This window comes from Streptomyces sp. NBC_01012 (assembly GCF_045162755.1).
GTDB lineage: Bacteria > Actinomycetota > Actinomycetes > Streptomycetales > Streptomycetaceae > Streptomyces.
Genome location: NZ_CP108688.1, coordinates 5,704,716 through 5,724,775, shown reverse-complemented (window position 1 = coordinate 5,724,775; position 20,060 = coordinate 5,704,716). Strand labels below are relative to the sequence as shown.

20 protein-coding genes are annotated in these 20,060 nt (G+C 71.8%); 11 read left to right on the top strand and 9 right to left on the bottom strand.

The window, feature by feature from the left end:
• Window positions 1–45: 45 nt before the first annotated feature.
• Window positions 46–1,047, bottom strand: coding sequence for a helix-turn-helix transcriptional regulator (locus OG623_RS25725; protein ID WP_406149614.1), 1,002 nt, complete (start codon window positions 1,045–1,047; stop codon window positions 46–48).
• Between the two features lie 90 nt (window positions 1,048–1,137).
• Between OG623_RS25725 and OG623_RS25720 the strand changes: the two genes are divergently transcribed.
• Window positions 1,138–1,539, top strand: coding sequence for a VOC family protein (locus tag OG623_RS25720; RefSeq protein WP_406149612.1), 402 nt, complete (start codon window positions 1,138–1,140; stop codon window positions 1,537–1,539).
• Window positions 1,540–1,601: 62 nt separating this feature from the next.
• On the opposite strand, the gene OG623_RS25715 is transcribed toward OG623_RS25720, so the two are convergent.
• Together OG623_RS25715 and OG623_RS25710 are read right to left on the bottom strand one after the other, a co-directional pair.
• Window positions 1,602–2,345 carry a bifunctional DNA primase/polymerase gene (locus tag OG623_RS25715; protein WP_406149611.1) on the bottom strand — a complete coding sequence of 248 codons (744 nt, stop codon included), beginning with the start codon at window positions 2,343–2,345 and terminating at the stop codon, window positions 1,602–1,604.
• Window positions 2,346–2,486: 141 nt separating this feature from the next.
• Window positions 2,487–3,122 carry a TetR/AcrR family transcriptional regulator gene (locus OG623_RS25710; RefSeq protein ID WP_406149610.1) on the bottom strand — a complete coding sequence of 212 codons (636 nt, stop codon included), beginning with the start codon at window positions 3,120–3,122 and terminating at the stop codon, window positions 2,487–2,489.
• A 128-nt stretch (window positions 3,123–3,250) separates the two neighbouring features.
• On the opposite strand from OG623_RS25710, the gene ddaH reads away from it, so the two are divergent.
• On the top strand, window positions 3,251–4,111 hold the full coding sequence (gene ddaH / locus OG623_RS25705; RefSeq protein ID WP_406152007.1) for a dimethylargininase: 861 nt from the start codon (window positions 3,251–3,253) through the stop codon (window positions 4,109–4,111).
• Here ddaH and OG623_RS25700 read toward each other — a convergent pair.
• Window positions 4,108–5,088 (bottom strand): small ribosomal subunit Rsm22 family protein, encoded by a 981-nt coding sequence (locus tag OG623_RS25700; protein WP_406149609.1) that lies wholly within the window; start codon window positions 5,086–5,088, stop codon window positions 4,108–4,110. The genes ddaH and OG623_RS25700 overlap by 4 nt on opposite strands.
• 377 nt (window positions 5,089–5,465) lie before the next feature.
• Here OG623_RS25700 and OG623_RS25695 point away from each other — a divergent pair, with 377 nt between their 5' ends.
• Entirely contained in the window at window positions 5,466–6,764 is a 1,299-nt protein-coding gene (locus OG623_RS25695) for a hypothetical protein (protein WP_406149607.1), read from the top strand.
• Between the two features lie 36 nt (window positions 6,765–6,800).
• Here OG623_RS25695 and OG623_RS25690 read toward each other — a convergent pair whose 3' ends face one another.
• Window positions 6,801–8,138 (bottom strand): Bcr/CflA family multidrug efflux MFS transporter, encoded by a 1,338-nt coding sequence (locus tag OG623_RS25690; protein WP_406149605.1) that lies wholly within the window; start codon window positions 8,136–8,138, stop codon window positions 6,801–6,803.
• Between the two features lie 85 nt (window positions 8,139–8,223).
• Here OG623_RS25690 and OG623_RS25685 point away from each other — a divergent pair, with 85 nt between their 5' ends.
• Window positions 8,224–9,237 (top strand): Gfo/Idh/MocA family protein, encoded by a 1,014-nt coding sequence (locus OG623_RS25685; RefSeq protein WP_406149604.1) that lies wholly within the window; start codon window positions 8,224–8,226, stop codon window positions 9,235–9,237.
• Here the strand turns inward: OG623_RS25685 and OG623_RS25680 are convergent.
• Entirely contained in the window at window positions 9,224–10,891 is a 1,668-nt protein-coding gene (locus OG623_RS25680; RefSeq protein ID WP_406149602.1) for an alkaline phosphatase D family protein, read from the bottom strand. The two genes, OG623_RS25685 and OG623_RS25680, sit on opposite strands and share 14 nt — an antisense overlap.
• A gap of 142 nt (window positions 10,892–11,033) precedes the next feature.
• Here OG623_RS25680 and OG623_RS25675 point away from each other — a divergent pair, with 142 nt between their 5' ends.
• The 3 genes from OG623_RS25675 (at window position 11,034) to OG623_RS25665 (ending at window position 13,317) form a co-directional block, all read left to right on the top strand.
• A complete protein-coding gene (locus OG623_RS25675; RefSeq protein WP_406149600.1) occupies window positions 11,034–11,789 on the top strand; it encodes an SDR family oxidoreductase in 756 nt (251 codons plus the stop codon).
• A 168-nt stretch (window positions 11,790–11,957) separates the two neighbouring features.
• On the top strand, window positions 11,958–12,422 hold the full coding sequence (locus OG623_RS25670) for a lamin tail domain-containing protein (protein ID WP_406149598.1): 465 nt from the start codon (window positions 11,958–11,960) through the stop codon (window positions 12,420–12,422).
• Between the two features lie 40 nt (window positions 12,423–12,462).
• Window positions 12,463–13,317 carry a PhzF family phenazine biosynthesis protein gene (locus OG623_RS25665; RefSeq protein WP_406149596.1) on the top strand — a complete coding sequence of 285 codons (855 nt, stop codon included), beginning with the start codon at window positions 12,463–12,465 and terminating at the stop codon, window positions 13,315–13,317.
• Window positions 13,318–13,345: 28 nt separating this feature from the next.
• Here the strand turns inward: OG623_RS25665 and OG623_RS25660 are convergent, their stop codons facing one another.
• Together OG623_RS25660 and OG623_RS25655 are read right to left on the bottom strand one after the other, a co-directional pair.
• Window positions 13,346–14,416: an aldo/keto reductase gene (locus OG623_RS25660; RefSeq protein WP_406149595.1), complete on the bottom strand. Its 1,071-nt coding sequence runs from the start codon at window positions 14,414–14,416 to the stop codon at window positions 13,346–13,348.
• 35 nt (window positions 14,417–14,451) lie between these two features.
• Window positions 14,452–15,066: a TetR/AcrR family transcriptional regulator gene (locus tag OG623_RS25655; protein ID WP_406149593.1), complete on the bottom strand. Its 615-nt coding sequence runs from the start codon at window positions 15,064–15,066 to the stop codon at window positions 14,452–14,454.
• A 122-nt stretch (window positions 15,067–15,188) separates the two neighbouring features.
• Here OG623_RS25655 and OG623_RS25650 point away from each other — a divergent pair, with 122 nt between their 5' ends.
• Window positions 15,189–16,655, top strand: coding sequence for an MFS transporter (locus OG623_RS25650; protein ID WP_406149591.1), 1,467 nt, complete (start codon window positions 15,189–15,191; stop codon window positions 16,653–16,655).
• Window positions 16,656–16,699: 44 nt separating this feature from the next.
• Window positions 16,700–17,329 (top strand): GNAT family N-acetyltransferase, encoded by a 630-nt coding sequence (locus OG623_RS25645; RefSeq protein WP_406149589.1) that lies wholly within the window; start codon window positions 16,700–16,702, stop codon window positions 17,327–17,329.
• Here OG623_RS25645 and OG623_RS25640 read toward each other — a convergent pair.
• Window positions 17,322–18,197, bottom strand: coding sequence for a glycosyltransferase family 2 protein (locus OG623_RS25640; RefSeq protein WP_406149587.1), 876 nt, complete (start codon window positions 18,195–18,197; stop codon window positions 17,322–17,324). The two genes, OG623_RS25645 and OG623_RS25640, sit on opposite strands and share 8 nt — an antisense overlap.
• Before the next feature lie 163 nt (window positions 18,198–18,360).
• Between OG623_RS25640 and OG623_RS25635 the strand changes: the two genes are divergently transcribed.
• Together OG623_RS25635 and OG623_RS25630 are read left to right on the top strand one after the other, a co-directional pair.
• Window positions 18,361–18,789 carry a pyridoxamine 5'-phosphate oxidase family protein gene (locus OG623_RS25635; protein ID WP_406149586.1) on the top strand — a complete coding sequence of 143 codons (429 nt, stop codon included), beginning with the start codon at window positions 18,361–18,363 and terminating at the stop codon, window positions 18,787–18,789.
• A gap of 217 nt (window positions 18,790–19,006) precedes the next feature.
• Window positions 19,007–20,038: a 7-epi-alpha-eudesmol synthase gene (locus OG623_RS25630; RefSeq protein WP_406149585.1), complete on the top strand. Its 1,032-nt coding sequence runs from the start codon at window positions 19,007–19,009 to the stop codon at window positions 20,036–20,038.
• Window positions 20,039–20,060 lie beyond the last annotated feature (22 nt).

Sequence of the window (20,060 nt, the reverse complement as noted above, 5' to 3'; positions counted from 1 at the left end):
CCGTCACCCTTGGGCCGTCATGCGTGCCCCGTCACCCTTGGGCCGTCAGGCGTGGTGCGGGTCGTGCCGGGCCCAGTGCGCGAGGCGTTCGGCGAAGTCCTCGACGAGCCCGCGGAGTTCGTCCGGGCGTTCGACGACGAACGGCCGGTCCAGCGAGGCGAGTACGGCGGGCAGCCAGTCGAGCCGTTCCACCCGCAGCTCGACGCGGGACCAGCGCCCGGCCTCCGGATCCGCGCCGCCCTCGGCCGGCAGCTCCTCCACGAGCGCGATGCCGGCGGGCAGCAGGGTGCGGATGTGCTCGGCGGTGCCCTGGACGCGCAGGGTCACCTCGTGCCGGTACGGAGCGGTGGCGAGCCCGGTGAGGACGCGCTGCGCGGGGTCGGGTCCCTCGGGCGGTTCGAAGGAGCCCGGCAGCGTCCTGACCTCGGTGACACGGTCCAGCCGGAACATCCGGTCCTGGCCGGCGGTGAGGTCGGCCGCCGTCATGTACCACCTGCCCGCGTGCGCGACGAGTCCGTGCGGGTGCAGGGTGCGTTCGCTGCGGCGGCCGTCCGCTGCCGTGTAGCGGATCAGGACCGGCCGGTGGTGGTTGACCGCGTCGGCGACCGGCAGCAGGACCCCCGCTTCCGGCGGGACCGCTTCGCCGGGCGGAGCGGTGAAGGCGAGGGAGCCGAGCAGGGCGTCGAGTCCGAGGCGCAGCCGCTCGGGGAGCACCCGCCTGATCTTGGCCGCCGCCGTCTCGCTCGCCGTGCCCGTGGCACCGGTGAGCCCGGCCCTGCGGCCGGCGACCAGGCCGAGCAGTACGGCGAGTGCCTCGTCGTCGCTCAGCATGAGCGGCGGCATCCGGTAACCGGGCATGAGCCGGTAGCCGCCGTAACGGCCGCGCACCGACTCGACGGGTACGTCCAGGTCGACGAGGTGGCCGACGTAGTGCCGCACCGTGCGTTCGTCGACGCCGAGGCGGTCGGCGAGTTCGGCCGCGGTCCTGACGCCGCCCGACTGCAGGAGCTCCAGCAGGGTGAGCACACGGGCAATGGGACGGGACATGCCGAGAAGTGTGCCGCACATACCGGGCGGGTTCCGCCCGGTATCGGTCGTAGCGTGTGGTCGTCAGCACCGAACGACCAGGAGAGAACCATGGACTTTGTCTCTGTCCGCATCATCACGGACGACGTCGCCCGCCTCGTCGACTTCTACGAGCGGGCCACCGGAGTGTCCGCCGACTGGTCGACCGAGGACTTCGCCGAGCTCAGGGTCGGCTCCGCCACCCTCGCGATCGGCAGTACGCGCACGGTCCCCCTGTTCGCGCCGGGCTCCGCCAGCCCGGCCGACAACCACAGCGTCATCCTCGAATTCCTCGTCGACGACGTGGACGGCGTGCACACGAACCTGACCGGCTTCGTGGAGGACTTCGTCAACGAGCCGACGACCATGCCCTGGGGCAACCGCGCGCTGCTGTTCCGCGACCCCGACGGCAACCTCGTCAACTTCTTCACGCCCGTCACACCGGCCGCCGTCGAGAAGTTCGCCCGTCGGTAGCCACGCCCGTGGCCCCGTCGGGAACCGGCGGCCGGGGAACGGCCTTCAGCGGCTGACGGCCTTCAGCGGCTGAGGGGCCAGGCCACCGCGTCGTGGTCGAGGTCGCTCGGGTCGGCCGTGTCCGCGTACTGCGCGCAGGCGTCGGTGAGCGTCTCCAGCAGGGTCAGCGGATCGGGCAGCGGGTTCTCCGGGCCCCGGATCCAGTGCACGTCCAGCTCACCGGGGAGCCGTGCGGGCGGCAGGAGGACATAGCTGCCACGGCAGTGCCAGCGGAGCCCGGGATGCTCGTCCATGGTCTCGGGGTGGCAGTCCAGCTCGCAGGGCCACCACTCGTCCTCGTCGTCGGGGGTGCCGCGGGTGGCGGTGAAGAAGAGCATCCGGTCGCTGCCGGACTGGGCCACGGGACCGACGTCGATGCCGGCCGCGGTGAGCCGCTCCAGGGCGGCGTGCCCCGCGGTGAGGGGGACGTCGAGTACGTCGTGGATCATGCCCGTCGCGGTGATGAAGTTGGCCAGCGGCTGGCCGGCCGCCCAGCGCTCGATCTGCGCGCTGTCCGTCGTGGACTGCGTCTGCCAGGCGAAGGAGACGGGGTGCCGCGCGGGCGTCGGACAACCGACGCGCTCGCACGAACATCGGTATCCGGACGGGTGCGCCGCGGGTGAGATGGGCATTCCCGCATCGGCGACGGCCAGGAGCAGCGCCAGCCGCGCCGCGTCGTCGGCTTCCGGCTGTGGTTTCGGCCGCCTGCGCAGCCACTGGGAGATCCTGCTCTCTGTGCCGCGATAGCGGCCGGAATCGGCGCCCATCTATCCCCTCACCTCAGCGGTTTCCCCTCCATGGTCCCACCATCCTGCTCCTCGGGTGGCCAGACTTCCGAAGCGGGGTGCACGGGCGGTCGCGCAGAGGTCATCACGCACCTACGGAATGTCACGGAATGCGCCGGCGGCTCATGGCTGGATCAAGATCCCCCGCAGGGTGAGATCGACGACGGCGTCGGCGTACGCGTGGGTCAGCGGAAGCGTTCTCAGCAGCCAGCGGTGGGTGAGCGGGGCGATCAGGAGCTCCAGCGCGACGCGTGGATCGATGTCCGCGCGCACCTCGCCCGCCTCCTGGGCGGCACGCAGGCGTGTGACATACAACTGGAGCTGGGGTTCGAGCAGATTTTCCACGAAACGGGCCCCGAGTGCCGGATCGATGATCCCTTCGGCGGCCAGTGCCCGGGTGGGGGCCGCGCCCGTGGGGTCGTTCAGCCCGTCGACCGTGGCCCGCAGGACCAGCTTGAGGTCGGCCGCCAGGTCGCCGGTGTCGGGGATCTCCGGGGCGCCGTCCTCGCCGACCGCCACCCCCTCCACCTCGGCGGAACGGCGGGCGTTCTCGTCGATGAAGGCCTCCATCAGCACGGCTGCCTTCGACGGCCACCAGCGGTAGATCGTCTGCTTGCCGACCCCGGCCCTGGCGGCGATCCCCTCGATCGTCGTCCTCGCATACCCCACCTCCCCGACGAGCGCGAGCGCCGCGTCGCAGATCGCGCGGCGTGAGCGGTCGCTGCGGCGGCTGGGATCGGGGGCCTTGCGGGAGGGCATCGGGCCATAGTAGAACCGCCCGGCCGTCCGACGGCCCCGTACGAACCACCCGTACGAACCACCCGAACGGATCACAGCGCGAGTGCCCCGGCACGGCGCACCATGAACGCACGCACACACCCGTGCGCATCCACCGTTCCGCGGCCACGGCCGCCGTTCGCGAGGAGCCTGCATTGACCCGTGACGCCACCCCCCGTCGCTACCTGATGTGCGCCCCGTCCCACTTCCAGGTCACGTACTCCATCAATCCATGGATGGATCCGACGAAACCCGTCGATCTGCCCCTGGCCACCACCCAGTGGGAGGACCTGCGCGACCGCTACCGCTCCCTCGGACACACGGTGGAGCTCCTCACCCCCCGCCCCGACCTGCCCGACATGGTGTTCGCCGCCAACGGGGCCACCGTGATCGACGGGCGGGTGCTCGGTGCGCTGTTCGCCTACCGGGAGCGGTACGCGGAGGCCGAGGCGCACCGGGACTGGTTCCGGGCCGACGGTTTCACCGAGATCCACGAACCGGCCCATGTCAACGAGGGCGAGGGCGACTTCGCCGTGACCGCCTCCTATCTGCTCGCCGGGCGGGGCTTCCGGTCCAGTCCGCTGTCCCACGCCGAGGCCCAGGAGTTCTTCGGGCGCCCGGTGATCGGCCTCGATCTGGTGGACCCGCGCTACTACCACCTGGACACCGCCCTGTGCGTCCTGGACGACGCGGCCGACGAGATCATGTACTACCCGGGGGCCTTCTCCCCGGGCAGCAGGTCCGTGCTGGCGCGTCTCTTCCCCGACGCGCTGCTGGCCGAGGAGGCGGACGCCGAGTCGCTGGGCCTCAACGCGGTCAGCGACGGGCGCCATGTGCTGCTCCCGCAGGCCGCGGTGGGGCTCTTCGACCCGCTGCGGGACCGGGGCTTCGAGCCGGTCCCGATGGATCTGGGCGAACTGCTCAAAGGCGGTGGCAGCGTGAAGTGCTGCACCCAGGAGCTGCGCTCCTAGAGCGGCGGCCAGGCGTCGCCCCACGCGGCGTCCCGGGCGGCACGGTAGAGCGTGCCGTGCCGCTTGGTGACCGTGGCGCGCCGCAGGCCCTCGTCCCGGGTGCAGAGCTCGAGCAGCACCTGCCCCTTGCGGATCTGCGGCCTGCGGGTGACCCGTTCATGTGCCGGAGCCACGGGGAAGCGGGTCGCGACGACGTAGCTGAACTTCTCGTCCTCGTGGCTGAGCGAGCCGCCCTTGACCTGGCGGTGCAGGGACGAGCGGCTGACCCGCGCCGAGAAGTGGCACCAGTCCGTGCCGCGCTCGATGGGGCAGGTGTCGTCGTGCGGGCAGGGTGCCGCGACGCTCAGCCCCGCGGCGATCAGCCGGTCGCGGGCCTCGATGACACGGTCGTAGCCGTCGGGGGTGCCGGGCTCCACGATCACCACGGTCTGCGCGGCCCCGGCGACGGCCTCGACCAGCGCGGCCCGGTCCGCCGGGGTGAGCTCCTTGAGCACGTAGCTGACGGTCGCCAGGTCCGTGGGCTCCAGCGCCGCGCCGATCCTCGCCCGCTCCCAGGTGGCGGACCGCAGTGCGGGGCTGCCGGACACCTCTGCCAGCTCACGGCCGAGCGCGAGGGCCGGCTCGGACCAGTCGAGCACCGTCGTCCTCGGCCCGTCCCAGGCCCCGGCCACCGCCCAGCTCGCCGCGCCCGTGCCTCCCCCGATGTCCGTGTGGGTGGCGGGCGTCCAGTCCGGCGCGGCCTCGCGCAGGGCGGCGAGGCAGGCCCGTACGGCCTCGAAGGTCGCGGGCATCCGGTACGCGGCGTAGGCGGCGACGTCGGAACGGTTCCGCAGGATCGGGGCGTCGGTCGGGGTGGTCCCGCGGTAGCTGGCGATCAGCCGGTCGACGGCTTGCTGGGCCTGGGTCGGGGGCAGCCCGTCGAGCAGGGCGGCCAGCGCCGCGCGCAGGGCTTCCGCGGTGGGGAGGGTGGCGTTCACCGACGGATTGTAGGCGCAGCGGGGCCGGCCGCGCCCTTCGGTGGCCCGGTGCGCACCGGCGGGCGAACGCGGACGGAACGGTGCCGGAACAGGGGCACGGGAGTCCGGGCTCCGAACTGCCCGCCACGATGAGGCCGTTGCTAGGGTGTGTCGTCAAACTGCCGTCGTCGCCCGAAGGGCGGCCGCGCGGCGTCTGGTGCGTGCGATCGCAAGGCGCCGGAATGGTCTTGTAGCGGAGCTACCAGGGCATTGCGGCAACGCCGCGAGCGTGCGTGCCAGGCGTCGCGCGGCAGGCGGCAGGCGGCAGTTTGACGACACACCCTAGGCTGATCGCCCCCGCACCGGGGACCGTTCAGGGCCTGACCGTCAGGGAGATCATGCGACAGAGGATCGTGCGTCTGGCTCTGGTGGGCGGGGTGTTCCTCCTCGCCCTGATCCTCCTCCCCTCGGCCTGCGGCGGCGGCAGGACCGTCGCCGGGGGCCCTGATGTGCCCAGGAGCACCGGTCCCGCGACCCGGCTGAACGTCCCCCCGGGGTACACCACGGACCGCGGCTGGGAGGTCGTCGGCGCGGGACCCGAGTACGCCGTCTCCCACACGACGGGCCGGCTGGCCTATCTGGAAGCGGCCCCTGACCACCGCTACCGGCTGCGGACCCTCGACACGGAGACCGGGCGGAGCGCCTGGAGCGGCGAGGCCTGGCGTCCCCCGGACCCGCGGAACTTCCCGAAGCTGCTCACCGTCGACAAGGACGACCGGCAGTTCTTCGTGACCTGGTCCTACGGGAAGACCGGCATCGGGCCCGAGCCCCTGGGGACGTTCGTCTCGCTCGACGTGTACGACGTGGTGGACGGGAAGCGCCGGCGCGTCGAGGTGCCGTGGGCCGGTGCACCGGAGGTCACCGCGACCGGCCCCGGCATCGTGATCAGCGACGGCGGGGCGAACAGCGCGATCGTGGACCCTGTCAGCGGTGAGGTGTCGGACGCCGCCGCGTCCGCCGTGACGTATCCGAAGGGGTGCGCCGCCTGCAAGCGGCTCACCGAGGTGCGCGGCCAGACGTCGAAGGGGCTGCTGCTGAGCGGGGCGCGCGAATTCTGGGTGGAGGGCGGCTGGTTCAGCAGGAAGACCGCGCCGAAGGGCGCGGACGCCACGACCGGGGTGCCGACCTCCGTCACACCGGGGCTCGTCCTGGCGAAGTGGCAGCTGGCCAAGAAGTCGAAGCGGGCCGCCACCCACCAGTTGTGGACGGTCCATGACGCGGAGAGCGGGAAGCCGGTCGTGTCGGTGGAGTGCCGCACCCCGGCCATGAAGCCGGGGCGCTATCCGCAGGCCGTGGTCTCTCCCTCGGGCGACTATCTGATCGCGGGAAATCTGGCCTTCGACCTGAAGGAGAAGAAGGGGTTCTGCCTGGAGAAGGACGGCGGCTCACCGCTGCTGACGTTCGCCTCGGTGACGGACGGGGGCATCGCCTACGGTGCCACGACCGTACGTGACGCGGACGAGGCCCTGAACGGCGGCGGGGCGGGTCCCGTCACGATGAGCTTCGCGACGGAGGACGTCGAGGAGCTGCCCCCGAACACACGACTGCCGGAGGTGGAGACCTCCGGCGTCGGTGTGTTCCGCTGGACGGACAGCAGGAACCGCCTGCACCTGCTGGGCTATCCCCACACGGGGTGAGGAGGACGGCGCCCGCCCCGCACCCGCCCCGCCCGTCTACCGCACGGCAGCCGTGTGCTGCCAGGGACGGCACAGCAGCAGGAAGCACGCCGCCGCGGACAGCGCGCAGACCACCTGCACCACGGCCATCGGCACGGCGGTGTGCTCACCGGCGATCCCGACCAGGGGTGAGGCGATGGCACCGATGAGGAACTGCGAGGTCCCCAGCAGCGCGGAGGCGGAGCCCGCCGCGTGCCTGGTGCGCATCAGCGCCTGGGTGTTGGTGTTGGGCATCGCCAGGCCCATCGCGGACATGAGCACGAACAGTCCGGCGGCCACCGGCAGCAGGCCGACGTCTCCGAAGACCCCGGAGGTCATCAGCAGCAGCGCGACCGCGGCGACGGAGATGACGGCGAGACCGAAGCCGAGCGCCTTGTCCAGGCTGACCCGTCCGACGAGCACCTTGCCGTTGATCTGGCCCACGGCGATCAGCCCGATGGAGTTGATCCCGAAGAGCAGGCTGAAGGTCTGCGGGGACGCCCCGTAGATCTCCTGGACGACGAACGGCGACGCGCTCACATAGGCGAAGAGCGCGGCGAAGGCGAGGCTGCCCGCGACCATGTAGCCGGTGAAGACCCGGTCGGCGAGCAGCCCGCGCATGGTGCGCAGCGCGTCGCCGACACCCCCGGTGTGCCGGTGCTCCGCCGGGAGCGTCTCGTGGAGCCACTTCCAGACGACGAGGGTGAGCAGCAGGCCGACGAAGGTGAGGACGACGAAGATGCCCCGCCAGTCGGTGAACTGGAGCACCTGCCCGCCGATCACGGGCGCGATGACGGGCGCCACCCCCGAGATCAGCATCAGGGTGGAGAAGAACCTGGCCATCGCGTCGCCGTCGTAGAGGTCACGCACGACGGCCCGGGAGATCACGATTCCTGCCGCGCCGGCCAGCCCCTGGATGAGGCGGAAGCCGATGAGGAGTTCCGCCGTGGGGGCCACGGCGCAGATCGCGGTCGCGACGACGTAGACGACCATGCCGAGCAGCAGGGGCCTGCGCCGGCCCCAGCGGTCGCTCATCGGCCCGACGACGAGCTGACCGAGCGCCATGCCGGTGAGACAGGCCGTGAGGGTGAGTTGGACCGTCGCCGCCGGGGCGTGCAGCGCGTCGGTGACCTCCGGGAGTGCCGGGAGGTACATGTCCATCGAGAGGGGTGGCAGGGCGGTGAGTCCGCCCAGCACGAGGGTGACCAGAAGTCCGGCCCGTCGTGCGGTGGTGGTGTCGGCCGGGGCACCCACTGCGGCGGGGGTGGTGGCCGGGGCGACGGATGCGTCGCCCTTGGTGCTCGTCGGTATGTGCTCGTGTTCTTGCTGGGCCCGGCTCATGCCGCTGTCCGGCATCCTCGTCTCCGCTTCGTTGAATCGACATCTATGCTCTCAGGTCAGTCGGAGTGGTCGATACCTTTTTGCGTGGGAGCGGGCGGGCATGAGCGGGACTGTGCGTTGGGGTGTACTGGCGACGGGCGGCATAGCCGCGACGTTCACGGGCGATCTGCTGGCGATGAAGGACTCGGGCGCCGAGGTCGTGGCGGTCGCGTCCCGCACCGAGGCGTCGGCGAAGGCGTTCGCCGAGCGGTTCGGGATCGGGCGGGCGTACGGCAGCTGGGCGGAGCTCCTCGCGGACGACACCGTCGATGTCGTCTATGTCGCCACCCCGCACTCGGCGCACCGGGAGGCGGCCGGGCTCGCCCTGGAGGCCGGGAAGCACGTGCTGTGCGAGAAGGCGTTCACGCTCAACGAGCGTGAGGCGCGGGAGCTGGTGGATCTGGCCCGGGAGCGCGGGCTGTTCCTGATGGAAGCGATGTGGACGTACTGCAATCCGCTCATCCGCCGGATGACCGAGCTGGTGGCGGACGGCGCGATCGGCGAGATCCGCACGGTGCAGGCCGATTTCGGCTTCGCGGGCGACTTCGGGGCCGAGCACCGGCTGCGTGATCCCGCCCTCGGCGGTGGCGCGCTGCTCGACCTGGGGGTCTATCCGGTGTCGTTCGCGCAGCTCCTGCTGGGTGAGCCCGACCGGGTGCAGGCGGACGCGCTGCTGTCGCCCGAGGGCGTCGACCTCAACACGGGGATGCTGCTGGGCTGGGACTCGGGTGCCACGGCGCTGCTGAGCTGCTCGATCGTCGGGGCCCTGCCGACGGTCGCTTCGGTCACCGGCACCGCGGGGCGGATCGACTTCCCGCAGGGCTTCTTCTACCCGGAGCGGTTCCTTCTGCACCGGCAGGGCAGGGAGCCCGAGAAGGTCGTCGCGGGCCCGGGACCGCAGGGCCTTTCGGGCATGCAGTACGAGGCGGCCGAGGTGACGCGCGCGGTGCTGGCCGGCGAGAAGGAGTCACCGCTGGTGCCGCTGGAGGGCTCGCTCGCCGTGATGCGGACGCTCGACGCGGTACGGGACCGGGTCGGCGTCCGCTATCCGGCGGACGGCCCTACGCGGGGGTGAGCCCCGGGTTTCCGGCCTCGGTCACGAAGGAGCCGGCGGTGCTGACCGGCGCCCCGGGTGTGGTGACCGCCGGCACCGTGCGGAAGTCGGCGCGCGCCTGGTCGGTACCGAGGGTGACGACCGCGTAGCCGCGACGGCCGTTGTAGAACTTCAGGTGCGGATTGGCCCGGGTGAGGTTGTCCCAGTTGGCCGGCTTCTCCGAGCCGTCCTTGCCGCTGGCGATGGAGGTGGCCACGACCTCCGTGCCGACGGTCCTGGACGCCGGGTCGTCGAAGTCCGCCTTGAGGTCGAAGCCGTAGCCGACGTGCACATCGCCGGTGAGGACCATGAGGTTCTCGATCCCGGCGGCCTCGGCACCGTCCATGACGCGCTGCCGGGACGCGGGGTAGCCGTCCCAGGAGTCCATGGACAGCTTGTAGGCGTCGGTGGGCACATCGCGCCGCTGGGCGAAGGTGACCTGCTGCGGTACGACGTTCCACCGGGCGTCCGAGGTCTTCCAGCCGTCGATCAGCCAGCGCTCCTGGGCCGCGCCCGTCAGGGTGCGCGACGGGTCCTCGGACTCCGGCCCCGGTACCTGCCAGCCGTCGCCGTAGGCCTGGTCGCTGCGGTACTGGCGGGTGTCGAGGATGTCGAACTGGGCGAGCCGGCCGAAGTGCAGACGGCGGTAGAGCCGCATGTCGGGGCCGGTGGGCCGCTGCGGGGTGCGCAGCGGCTGGTTCTCCCAGTACGCGCGATAGGCGGCGGCCCTGCGCAGCAGGAACTCCTCCGGGGGTACGTCGTTCTCGGGGGTGTCGCCCGCGTAGTTGTTCTCGGTCTCGTGGTCGTCCCAGGTGACGACGAAGGGGTGCGCGGCGTGCGCGGCGAGCAGGTCCGGGTCGGACTTGTAGAGGCCGTACCGCATGCGGTAGTCCTCCAGCGTGAGCGTCTCCCGGTTGAAGTGGTCCGGCAGCACCAGGTCGGTGTAGGCGCGGGCGCCGCCGGTGGCGGTGACCGCGTACTCGTAGAGGTAGTCGCCGAGGTGGAAGACCGCGTCGACGTCCTCGTCCGCGAGGTGCTTGTACGCGGTGAAGTAGCCGTCGTGGTAGGCCTGGCAGGAGACCGCGGCCAGGGTCAGGGAGCTGTTGCGGGCGTTCCGGGCCGGTGCGGTGCGGGTGCGGCCCGTGGGGCTGGTCCAGCTGCCGGCGCGGAAGCGGTACCAGAAGCTCCGGTCGGAGTCGAGGCCGTCGACCTCCACATGGACGCTGTGTCCGAACTCCGGGTGGGCGGTGGCCGTCCCCCGCCGTACGACGCGCCGGAAGCGTTCGTCGCGGGCGATCTCCCAGCGGACTTCGACGCGCTCGGCGGGCAGCCCGCCGTCGGCCTCGTACGGGCTGGGCGCGAGCCTCGTCCACAGGAGCACGGATGTCGGCAGGGGGTCCCCCGATGCCACCCCGAGGGTGAAGGGGTCCTCGGTGATCTTCCGGGTGTCGAGCTCGGCGGCGGCCGCCGTGCCCGCGCCGGGCAGGTTGACGGCGAAGGCCAGTGCGGCCGCGGCGCCGGTGACGGTCAGGAACCGGCGGCGGCCCACACCCGAGCCGAGCCGGCGCGCGGCGCTGCGCAGCTCGGCGGAATGGCCGGGCCGGTCCGATGTCCTGCTGAGCTGTTCGGGTGTCATATGCCCCTCCCCTGCCGGATGTTGTCAGAGGCATTCGAGTGCGGGGCGACGACCTGCCGTTGGCGGGTACACAACATCCTTATGGCGGTGCGATGAGCACCGGGTGCGGTTCGCGGTCAAACCTGCCGTACGCTGCCGGGCCATGAACGCTGAGCAGAGAATCGCTGTCGTCACGGGTGCGGGATCGGGGATCGGCAGGGCCACAGCCCTCACCCTCACGGGTGCGGGCTGGACGGTGGCCCTGGCGGGCCGGCGGCCCGAGCCCCTGGAGGAGACCGCCGCCGCGGCGGGGCCCGGCGCCACGGTGTGCCTGCCGGCCGATGTGAGCGACCCGGACGGGGTGAACGCGCTCTTCGCCTCCGTGCGGGACCGCTTCGGCCGGCTCGACCTGCTGTTCAACAACGCGGGGACGTTCGGGCCGCGTTCGGCGCCCGTCGAGGACGTGGCGTACGAGGACTGGCGGACGGTGGTGGACGTCAATCTGACGGGGACGTTCCTGTGCGCACAGGCGGCGTACCGCCTGATGAAGGAGCAGGATCCGCAGGGCGGGCGGATCATCAACAACGGCTCCGTCTCCGCCCACGCGCCGCGTCCGCACTCCATCGCCTACACGGCGACGAAGCACGCGGTGACGGGCCTGACGAAGTCGCTGTCGCTGGACGGCCGGCCGTACCGGATCGCCTGCGGGCAGATCGACATCGGCAACGCGGCGACCGACATGACGCAGCGGATGAGCGCGGGGATCCTCCAGGCCAACGGCGAGGTGGCCGTGGAGCCGGTCATGGCGGCGGCCGATGCGGCCCGGACGGTCCTGCACATGGCGGAGCTGCCGCTGGAGGCCAATGTGCAGTTCGCGACGGTACTGGCGACGGCCATGCCGTACGTCGGCCGAGGCTGATCCGTTTCGACACCACGCCTGCCCGGTACTCGCCCGAACTCGCGCGAACACGCCCGAACTCGCCCTCGAATGACCGAATTCGCGAGATTCCCCCTTTGGGTCCGGGCAAGCGCGTGCTGCCCGTATGCTGCTGACCTTCACCGAATGAACACAGAAGGAACACATCGCATGCGCATATCCACCGTTACGCCCCTCGCACTCGCCGCCGCCACCGCCCTGGCCGGCTCGCTCCTCGTCACGGCCCCGGCCTCCGCGGCCGCCCACCAGGGCGGGCTCCACCTCGGGAAGATCCAGTACGACAGCCCCGGCAAGGACACCCGGACGAACGCGTCCCTGAAGGCCGAGTACGTGGACATCCACAACAACGGGAAGTCGAAGCTCCAGCTCAAGGGCTACAAGCTGAAGGACAGAACCGGGTACACGTACACCTTCCCCAGCTTCACGATCGCCGTCGGGAAGACGGTCCGCGTCCACACCGGCAAGGGCAAGAACACCAAGGCCCACGTGTACTGGAACCGTGGCTCCTACGTCTGGAACAACACCGGCGACAAGGCCCGGCTGATCAAGCCGAGCGGTGCGCTCCTGGACTCCTGCTCCTGGGGCAAGGGCAAGGGTGTGAAGGTCTGCCACTGAGCCGGGAATGCCCGGACCCACGCCTTGGTTGAGCTGCGACATGAGCTCACACACCGAGGCCGAAGTCCTCCGTTACACCGCGTTCTCCGCCGATCCCGCCGGGGGCAACCCGGCGGGAGTCGTCCTGGACGCCTCGGAGCTCGACAGCGCGGCGATGCTCGCCGTCGCCGCGGAGCTGGGCTACAGCGAGTCGGCGTTCCTCACCGCCCCGGACGGCCGCGGCGGGCACACCATCCGCTACTTCAGCCCGAAGGCCGAGGTCCCCTTCTGCGGCCACGCCACGGTCGCCGCCGCCATCGCGCTCGCCGAGCGGGACGGCCCCGGCGACCTGGTGTTCTCCACCCCCGCCGGCACGGTCCCCGTGACCGTCACCCGCGAGGGCGGCGAGCTCCGCGCCACCCTCACCAGCGTCGAGCCGCACACCGCGGACGCCGACCCCGATGACGTGGCGGAGGCCCTGGCCGCCCTGGACTGGCCGGCCGCCGACCTCGACCCGGCGCTGCCGCCCCGTATCGCCTTCGCGGGCGCCCGCCACCTGGTGCTGGCCGCCGGGACCCGGGAACGGCTGGCGGACCTGTCGTACGACTTCGCCCGCCTCGAAGCCCTCATGCACCGGACCGGCCTGACGACCGTGCAGCTGGTGTGGCGGGAGTCCGCCACGGTCTTCCACGTCCGCGACCCGTTCCCGGTCGGCGGCGTCGTCGAGGACCCGGCGACGGGCGCGGCGGCCGCCGCCTTCGGCGCGTACGCACGCGCGCTCGACCTCGTCCCGCACGACGCCGTCCTCACCCTGCACCAGGGCGCCGACATGGGCCGCCCCGGCACCCTCACCGTTGAACTGAGCCCGGGTGACGCACGGATCAGGGTGACCGGGACGGGGACGCGCATCGGCTGAGCCGCGGGGCCCGCGGCGCGCTCACGGCTCAGGCGAGCAGGGCGGCGATCTCCTCCAGCTGCTCGGGCCGCAGCGGGCCGTGGGTGAGGGCCGCCGCGTTCTCCTCGGCCTGGGCGACCGTACGGAAGCCGGGGATCGGCACCGCTCGCCCGCTGCGCGCCCACAGCCAGCCGAGCGCGCCCTGGGCGAGGGTGCGGCCGTCGGCGGTCAGCACCTCGCGGACCGCGTCGACCCGCGCCGCCCAGTGCCGCGCCGGCACCCCGCCCGCCTCGAACCAGCCGAGCCAGGCGGGCGGGGTGGACCGGATGTCCCCGGCCGCCGCCCGCCGGCCCGGATCGCGGGCGCCGGTGAGCAGGCCCATCGCCAGCGGGCTCCGGATGACGCTCGTCAGGCCCCTCTCCTCGCTGAGGCCCAGCATCGCGGGCGCGTCCTCCAGCACATTGCAGGCGTGCTGGACGGCCGCACAGTGCTCCCCCTCGGCGAACAGCGCCGCCCGCTCCGGGTCGTCGGTACTCCATCCGTAGGCCCTGATCAGCCCCTCGGCAACGAACTCCTCGCAGGCGTCGCGCAGTTCGGCCGCCGTGTCGAGCGGTGCGTCACCGATGTGCAGCTGGTAGAGATCGACCCGGTCGGTCCCCAGCCTGCGCAGCGAGGCGACGAGCGCCGCACGGACGTACGCGGGCGAGAGGTCGGCACCATCCATGGTGCGGGTCCGCTCGTCGAAGAGGTTGCCCCACTTGGTGGCGACGACGACCTCGTCACGCCGGCCCGCGAGCGCCCTGCCCAGCACGCGTTCGCTGCGCCCTGCCCCGTACACGTCCGCGGTGTCGAAGAACCTCACGCCCAGGTCGAACGCCCGGTGGATCGCGGCCACCGACTCGTCGTCGTCGACCGCGCCCCAGCCGAGCGGGCTGCCGTCGGGGGCCGACCACTCGCCGCCGATCGCCCAGCACCCGAACCCGAGCGCCCCGCTCTCGATACGGCCGCGCCTCGGCGTCTTCCCCTGCGGCGCCCCTTGCGTCTCCCCCTGCGGCTTCCCTTGCGTCTTCCCCTGCGGCTTCCCCTGCGCGTTCTGCTGCGTGCCCTTTTCTGTCTCCATGGCCGCAGAAGCTACGAGTTGGAGTGCATGAGAAGTCAACCGCCCATGTACACGCCCGCCCTCGCCGCCACCGCAGCCGCATCGGCCGCGCGGTCGGCGACCGCTTCGTCGAGGGGATCGCCGCCGGTCAGCATCCGGTAGTAGAGGGGCGCCGACACGGCCCGGATCACCTCCCGGGCGTCGGTGCCGCGGGGCAGTTCGCCCCGTCCGACCGCCGCCTCGACACAGCCGGCCCACTCCTCGACACGTACCGCGTAGAAACGGTGCAGGGCCTCGGCCGTCCGGGCGTCGCACGTGGCCGCCGCGATGACCGCGGCGAACAGGGGGCCCTGGCGTACGTCGGTCAGCGTCCGCATCACCAGCCGCGCGTTGGCCCTGAGGTCCTCGTCCAGGGACCCCGTGTCCGTCCGGGGGACGGACTGCTCCGCCATGTCCGTCAGCAGGTCGGCGACCAGTCCCGCCGTGGTGGACCAGCGCCGGTAGACCGTCGTCTTGCCGACCTCGGCGCGGCGGGCGACATCGGCGAGGTCGAGCCGGTCGAAGCCGTGCTCGACCAGCGCGTCACCGGCCGCGCGCAGCACCGACTCCCGCACCCGTGCCGTGCGTCCACCGGGCCGGACCGTGCCCGGCTCTCCATCCCCTTCATCCATAACGGGTCTCCAGTTCCATTAATCAGCCATCTCCTGCTACCGTGCACCCATCTTAACGGAACCGCAGAACCGTTAGCACTTCAGGCCTCCGCGTCTCCAGATCGCCAGGAAAGGGCACCCTCATGTCCACGACCGGTACGACGCCCGACACCGCACCTCCCGAGGCCCCCGGCCCTCGCGCGGTCCCGGCCGCCCCTCGCATGACCCGTCGGCAGAAGCTCGTCCTCGTCCTGCTCCTCGGCGCGCAGTTCATGATCGCCGTGGACTTCTCCATCCTGAACGTCGCCCTGCCCGCCGTCGGCCAGGGCCTCGGCTTCTCCCTCGCCCACCTCCAGTGGATCGCCACCTCCTTCGCCCTGGCCGCCGCCGGTTTCACGCTGCTGTTCGGGCGCGTCGCCGACCTCGTGGGCCGCAAGCGTCTGTTCACCGGCGGCATGGTCGTCCTCGGCCTCTCCTCGGCTCTCGGCGGCCTCGCCACCTCCCCCGAGGTGCTGCTCACCGCGCGCGTACTCCAGGGGCTGGCCACCGCTGCCGTCACCCCGGCCGGACTCGCGCTGCTCACCACGGCGTTCAGGGAGGGCCCGCTGCGGGAGCGCGCCCTCGGCCTCAACGGCGCCCTGATGTCCGCCGGTTTCACGGCGGGGGCGATACTCGGCGGGCTGCTGACCGACCTGCTCTCCTGGCGCTGGGCCTTCTTCATCAACGTCCCCGTCGCCGTGCTCGTCGTCGTCCTCGCCCCGTCCGTGATCACCGACTCCCGGCCGGCCACGCGCCCCAAGCTCGATCTGCCGGGCGCGGCGACCGTCACCGGTGGGCTGCTGCTGCTCGTCCACGGACTGACGCAGGCGGGCGAGTCCGGCTGGACCACACCCGGCACGCTTGCGGCCCTGCTGACGAGCGCCGTACTTCTCACGGCGTTCCGGTTCGTCGAGAGGCGGGCGGTCGCCCCTCTGGTCCCCCTGCACATCCTGCGGCGGCGCAGCGTCATCTGGGGCAACGCCGCCGGGCTGATCGCCTTCGTCACCGAGACCTCCCTCGTCTTCCTGCTGACGCTCTACCTCCAGGAGGTGCTCGGCTACTCCCCGCTCGCCACCGGCCTGGCCTTCGGGGTCCTGGGGGTCGGCACGGTGGTCGGCGGCATGCTCGGCGGCCGGGCGGCCGGCAGGTTCGGCAGCCGGAGGACCATCGTCCTGGGCGGCGGTGTCCAGGCCGTCGCGACCCTGTCCCTCGTCGCCCTCGGCACATCGGGCGGCTGGATCACGCTTCTGCTCGTCGCGACCTTCATCGGGGGTGTCGGCAACATGCTGATGATCGTGGGCTTCATGGTCACCGCGACCTCCGGGCTTCCCGACGCGGAGCAGGGGGCGGCCACCGGGCTGGCCACGATGACGCAGCAGGTCGGCATCACCCTGGGCATCCCGGTCATGAGCGCGGTCGTCACCGCCCGGACGGGTACGGACACCGGACCCGGCGCCGTGCTGTCCGGAGTCTCGGCGGCGGTCCTCGTCAACTCCGCCCTCGTCCTCGCGGGTGCCCTGCTCGCCGGGGTGTTCCTCGGCCGGTCCGGCGGCGGGAGGTCGGACGGGTGAGTCGGGGCCGGGCGACGGGGCGGAGGCGCGGCAGGATGACGGTCATGGCACAACCGCTGACCGTACCCAGCATGACCGCCGGGGCCGACTTCGTCCTGCGCCCCTGGGAGATGAGCGACCTGCCCCTCGTCCGCGAGGCGGCACAGGACGACTACATCCCGCTGGTCACCACGATCCCCTCGCCCTACTCCGACGAGGCGGCGCAGGCCTACATCAGGCGTCAGTGGGACCGGGCGGCCGACGGTTCCGGATATCCCTTCACCATCGCGCGCACCCGGGACCGCCGGCCGGTCGGCTCCATCGGACTCTGGCTCGCGGACGCGGCCCAGGGCCGGGCGACGCTCGGCTACTGGATGACGGTCCCGGGCCGCCGGCAGGGTGTCGCGGGTGCGGCCCTGCGTACGGTCACCACCTGGGCCCTGCACGAGCTGCGCATCCCCCGGGTACAGCTCCTCGTCGAGCCGTGGAACACGGCATCCGTACGCACCGCCGAGAGTGCCGACTACCGGCGCGAGGGCCTGCTGCGCGGCTGGCAGGAGATCGGGGGCCGGCGCCGGGACATGCTGATGTATGCCCGGCTGAACGGCGACCGGCCGTCCGACGGTACACCCCAGGGCCTGTCTGACCATTCCCGTCGCGAGGCAGACGGGAATGGTCGGACAGGCCCTAGATGACCGGGGGCCGGCCGAGCCGGGTCATGCGCCACACGGTGCGCCACCTCATCGGCCGGCGCGGGCCGCACGGGGTGCGCACGCCCTCGGCGAAGCCCCCGCACCATGCCTTCAGGCCGGTGAGCGAGCGGATGCGTGCCAGGGTGAGCAGGATCCAGACGCCCAGGTAGACCGGGACGAGCGGGAGGGGCAGCCGACGCCTGGCGAGCCAGACCCGGTTGCGGGCGGTGAAGCGGTAGTGGACGGCGTGCCTGGCCGGGGAGGTCTTCGGGTGCCGCAGCACGAGGTCCGGCTCGTAGAGGATCTTCCAGTCGTGGTCGAGCGCCCGCCAGGCGAGGTCCGACTCCTCGTGACCGAACCTGAACTCCCCCGCCCAGGTGCCGATCTGTCGGAGCATCGGCACCGAGAGGGCGTGCCCGCCGCCCAGGAAGCTGGTCACCAGGCCGCGCCGCATGGGATCGCCCGCACGCAGCCGGGGCACATGGCGGCGCTGGGTCTCCCCCTGCTCGTCCGCGATGCGGAACGACACGATCCCGAGGCCGGGGTCGGAGGCGTACAGCCGCTGGATCCGGCGGAACACGTCGTCGGCGACCAGGCACCCGTCGTCGTCGAGCTCGACGGCCACATCCACATCGCCCGCGTCGAGCAGGGCCGCGAGGCCGACGTTCCGCGCGCCGGGGCAGCCCGGGTTCTCGTCGAGGGGGATCTTGGTGACGTCGTGCGCGACGTCGGTGAGCGGAGTCGCGCTCCCGACCAGGACGATCCGCGTGGGCGGCACGTCCTGCTTGCCCACCGACGCGATCAGTTCGTCCAGCTCCCCGGGGCGGTTGCCCATCGTGACGATGACGACTCCGATGCGCGGCAGAGGCATGGCGGCGAACTCCAGTGGTCGGTGCGATGCCGAGATGCTACCGGCGCCACACCGCCCGTTCGCTCCACGGCCCGGGGCGGCGTGTGGCACCCCGACCGACCAGGGCAATCGTTACATAATGCGGGCCTGAAGCATCGCCGACGCACGCCTGAGGAGTTCCGTCATGGCTTTGACCCGTACAGAGCGTGAGCAGTTCCTGGCCGAACCGCATATCGCCGCACTGGCCGTGGACGCGGCGGAGGAGGGGCGGGCACCGCTCACCGTGCCGATCTGGTACCAGTACCTTCCCGGCGGCGACCTGTGGATCATGACGGGCCGCGACTCCCGCAAGGGGAAGGCCATCGCGGAGACCGGCCGTTTCAGCATCATGGTCGACCGGCTCACTCCGACCATCCGCTACGTCTCCGTCGAGGGCCCCGTCGTCGCCACCCTCCCCGCCACCCGCGAGCAGTTGGTGGAGCTCGCCTCGCGCTACCTTCCCGCCGAGAAGGTAGCGGGCTATGTCGACTTCGCGTGGAGGGAGCACGGCGAGCAGGTGGTCATCCATCTGCGCCCCCGGCGCTGGCTCAGCTCCGACCTGGGCGAGGTCTGAGCCTGGCCCGCGCAGGCGCCCCGGAAGCGCCGGTTCCGGAAAATCTCCTTCGAGCTGATCTTGTGGCATAGATCGTTTAGGGTCTGGGCAGCATCAGGGCGCACATGATGAGGCATCAATTTCAGTCTCAAAACGTGCACTTCGAGTCAATGGGCGTCAATTCCGATCGCCCTGTCACGGGGCGGGGGCCTGTGAATCGTCTCCTGAAAGGACTCCAATGCCGCAGGACGTCACCTTCGACCTCCCCTTCGAGACCCCGGTCAGCGAGCACCTCGCCCATGCACGGGAGCGCCATCTGCGCTGGGTGTGGGACATGGGCCTGGTGCGCAGCCAGGCCGGGTTCGAGGAGTACCAGTCCTGGGACCTGCCCCAGGCGGCGGCCCGGACCTACCCCCACGCCTCGGCCGACGACATGACCGTCCTGATGAACTGGTTCTCGCTGGCCTTTCTCTTCGACGACCAGTTCGACTCCGGCAGTCCCGACCGCGCGGACCGCATAGCGGAGGTCGCACGGGAGCTGATAGCCACGCCCCTGCGTCCGGCCGGGACGGCTCCGCGCGTGGTCTGCCCGATCACCCTGGCCTGGGCCGAGGTGTGGGGTCATCTCTCGGATGGCATGTCCCTGACCTGGCGGACCCGGTTCGCCGCCTCGTGGGGCCGCTTCCTGGTGGCGCACACCGAGGAGGTCGACCTGGCGGCCGGCGGCCGCGCCGGAACGCTCGGGGTCCAGGAGTACGCGGAGTTCCGCCGCCGCACCGTGGGCATCCACCACAGCATCGACGCGGGCGAGCGCAGCCGGGGCTTCGAGGTGCCGGCCCAGGTGCAGGCGCACCCGCTGATGGTCAGGATGCGGGACCTGGCCGCCGACACGATCGGCTTCATGAACGACATCCACTCCTTCGAGCGCGAGAAGCGCCGGGGCGACGGCCACAACCTCATCGCGGTCCTGCACCGGGAGCGCGGCTGCACCTGGGATGAGGCCGCGGCGGAGGCGTACCGGATGACGACGGTGTGCCTTCAGGAGTACCTCGAACTCGAGGCGCGCGTCCCTGAGATGTGCCAGGAGCTCGGCCTCGGCGCCGAGCAGCGGGACCAGGTACGGATGGGCGTGGAGGCCATCCAGCACTGGATCAACGGCAACTACGAGTGGGCGCTGACCTCGGGCCGTTACGCCGCCGCCAAGGAGGGCCCGGCCGCCACGGCCGAACTGGCGGGCCGTGGCTCGCTGGACGACCTGCTCGCCGTCTGACACACCGCCGCCGCCCGGCCGG

Excerpts from the sequence above, each read along its gene's own strand:
- OG623_RS25725 (WP_406149614.1), bottom strand. The coding sequence starts at position 1,047 with ATGTCCCGTCCCATTGCCCGTGTGCTCACCCTGCTGGAGCTCCTGCAG.
- OG623_RS25720 (WP_406149612.1), top strand. The coding sequence starts at position 1,138 with ATGGACTTTGTCTCTGTCCGCATCATCACGGACGACGTCGCCCGCCTC.
- OG623_RS25715 (WP_406149611.1), bottom strand. The coding sequence starts at position 2,345 with ATGGGCGCCGATTCCGGCCGCTATCGCGGCACAGAGAGCAGGATCTCC.
- OG623_RS25710 (WP_406149610.1), bottom strand. The coding sequence starts at position 3,122 with ATGCCCTCCCGCAAGGCCCCCGATCCCAGCCGCCGCAGCGACCGCTCA.
- OG623_RS25695 (WP_406149607.1), top strand. The coding sequence starts at position 5,466 with ATGCGACAGAGGATCGTGCGTCTGGCTCTGGTGGGCGGGGTGTTCCTC.
- OG623_RS25690 (WP_406149605.1), bottom strand. The coding sequence starts at position 8,138 with ATGCCGGACAGCGGCATGAGCCGGGCCCAGCAAGAACACGAGCACATA.
- OG623_RS25685 (WP_406149604.1), top strand. The coding sequence starts at position 8,224 with ATGAGCGGGACTGTGCGTTGGGGTGTACTGGCGACGGGCGGCATAGCC.
- OG623_RS25680 (WP_406149602.1), bottom strand. The coding sequence starts at position 10,891 with ATGACACCCGAACAGCTCAGCAGGACATCGGACCGGCCCGGCCATTCC.
- OG623_RS25675 (WP_406149600.1), top strand. The coding sequence starts at position 11,034 with ATGAACGCTGAGCAGAGAATCGCTGTCGTCACGGGTGCGGGATCGGGG.
- OG623_RS25670 (WP_406149598.1), top strand. The coding sequence starts at position 11,958 with ATGCGCATATCCACCGTTACGCCCCTCGCACTCGCCGCCGCCACCGCC.
- OG623_RS25665 (WP_406149596.1), top strand. The coding sequence starts at position 12,463 with ATGAGCTCACACACCGAGGCCGAAGTCCTCCGTTACACCGCGTTCTCC.
- OG623_RS25660 (WP_406149595.1), bottom strand. The coding sequence starts at position 14,416 with ATGGAGACAGAAAAGGGCACGCAGCAGAACGCGCAGGGGAAGCCGCAG.
- OG623_RS25655 (WP_406149593.1), bottom strand. The coding sequence starts at position 15,066 with ATGGATGAAGGGGATGGAGAGCCGGGCACGGTCCGGCCCGGTGGACGC.
- OG623_RS25650 (WP_406149591.1), top strand. The coding sequence starts at position 15,189 with ATGTCCACGACCGGTACGACGCCCGACACCGCACCTCCCGAGGCCCCC.
- OG623_RS25645 (WP_406149589.1), top strand. The coding sequence starts at position 16,700 with ATGGCACAACCGCTGACCGTACCCAGCATGACCGCCGGGGCCGACTTC.
- OG623_RS25640 (WP_406149587.1), bottom strand. The coding sequence starts at position 18,197 with ATGCCTCTGCCGCGCATCGGAGTCGTCATCGTCACGATGGGCAACCGC.
- OG623_RS25635 (WP_406149586.1), top strand. The coding sequence starts at position 18,361 with ATGGCTTTGACCCGTACAGAGCGTGAGCAGTTCCTGGCCGAACCGCAT.
- OG623_RS25630 (WP_406149585.1), top strand. The coding sequence starts at position 19,007 with ATGCCGCAGGACGTCACCTTCGACCTCCCCTTCGAGACCCCGGTCAGC.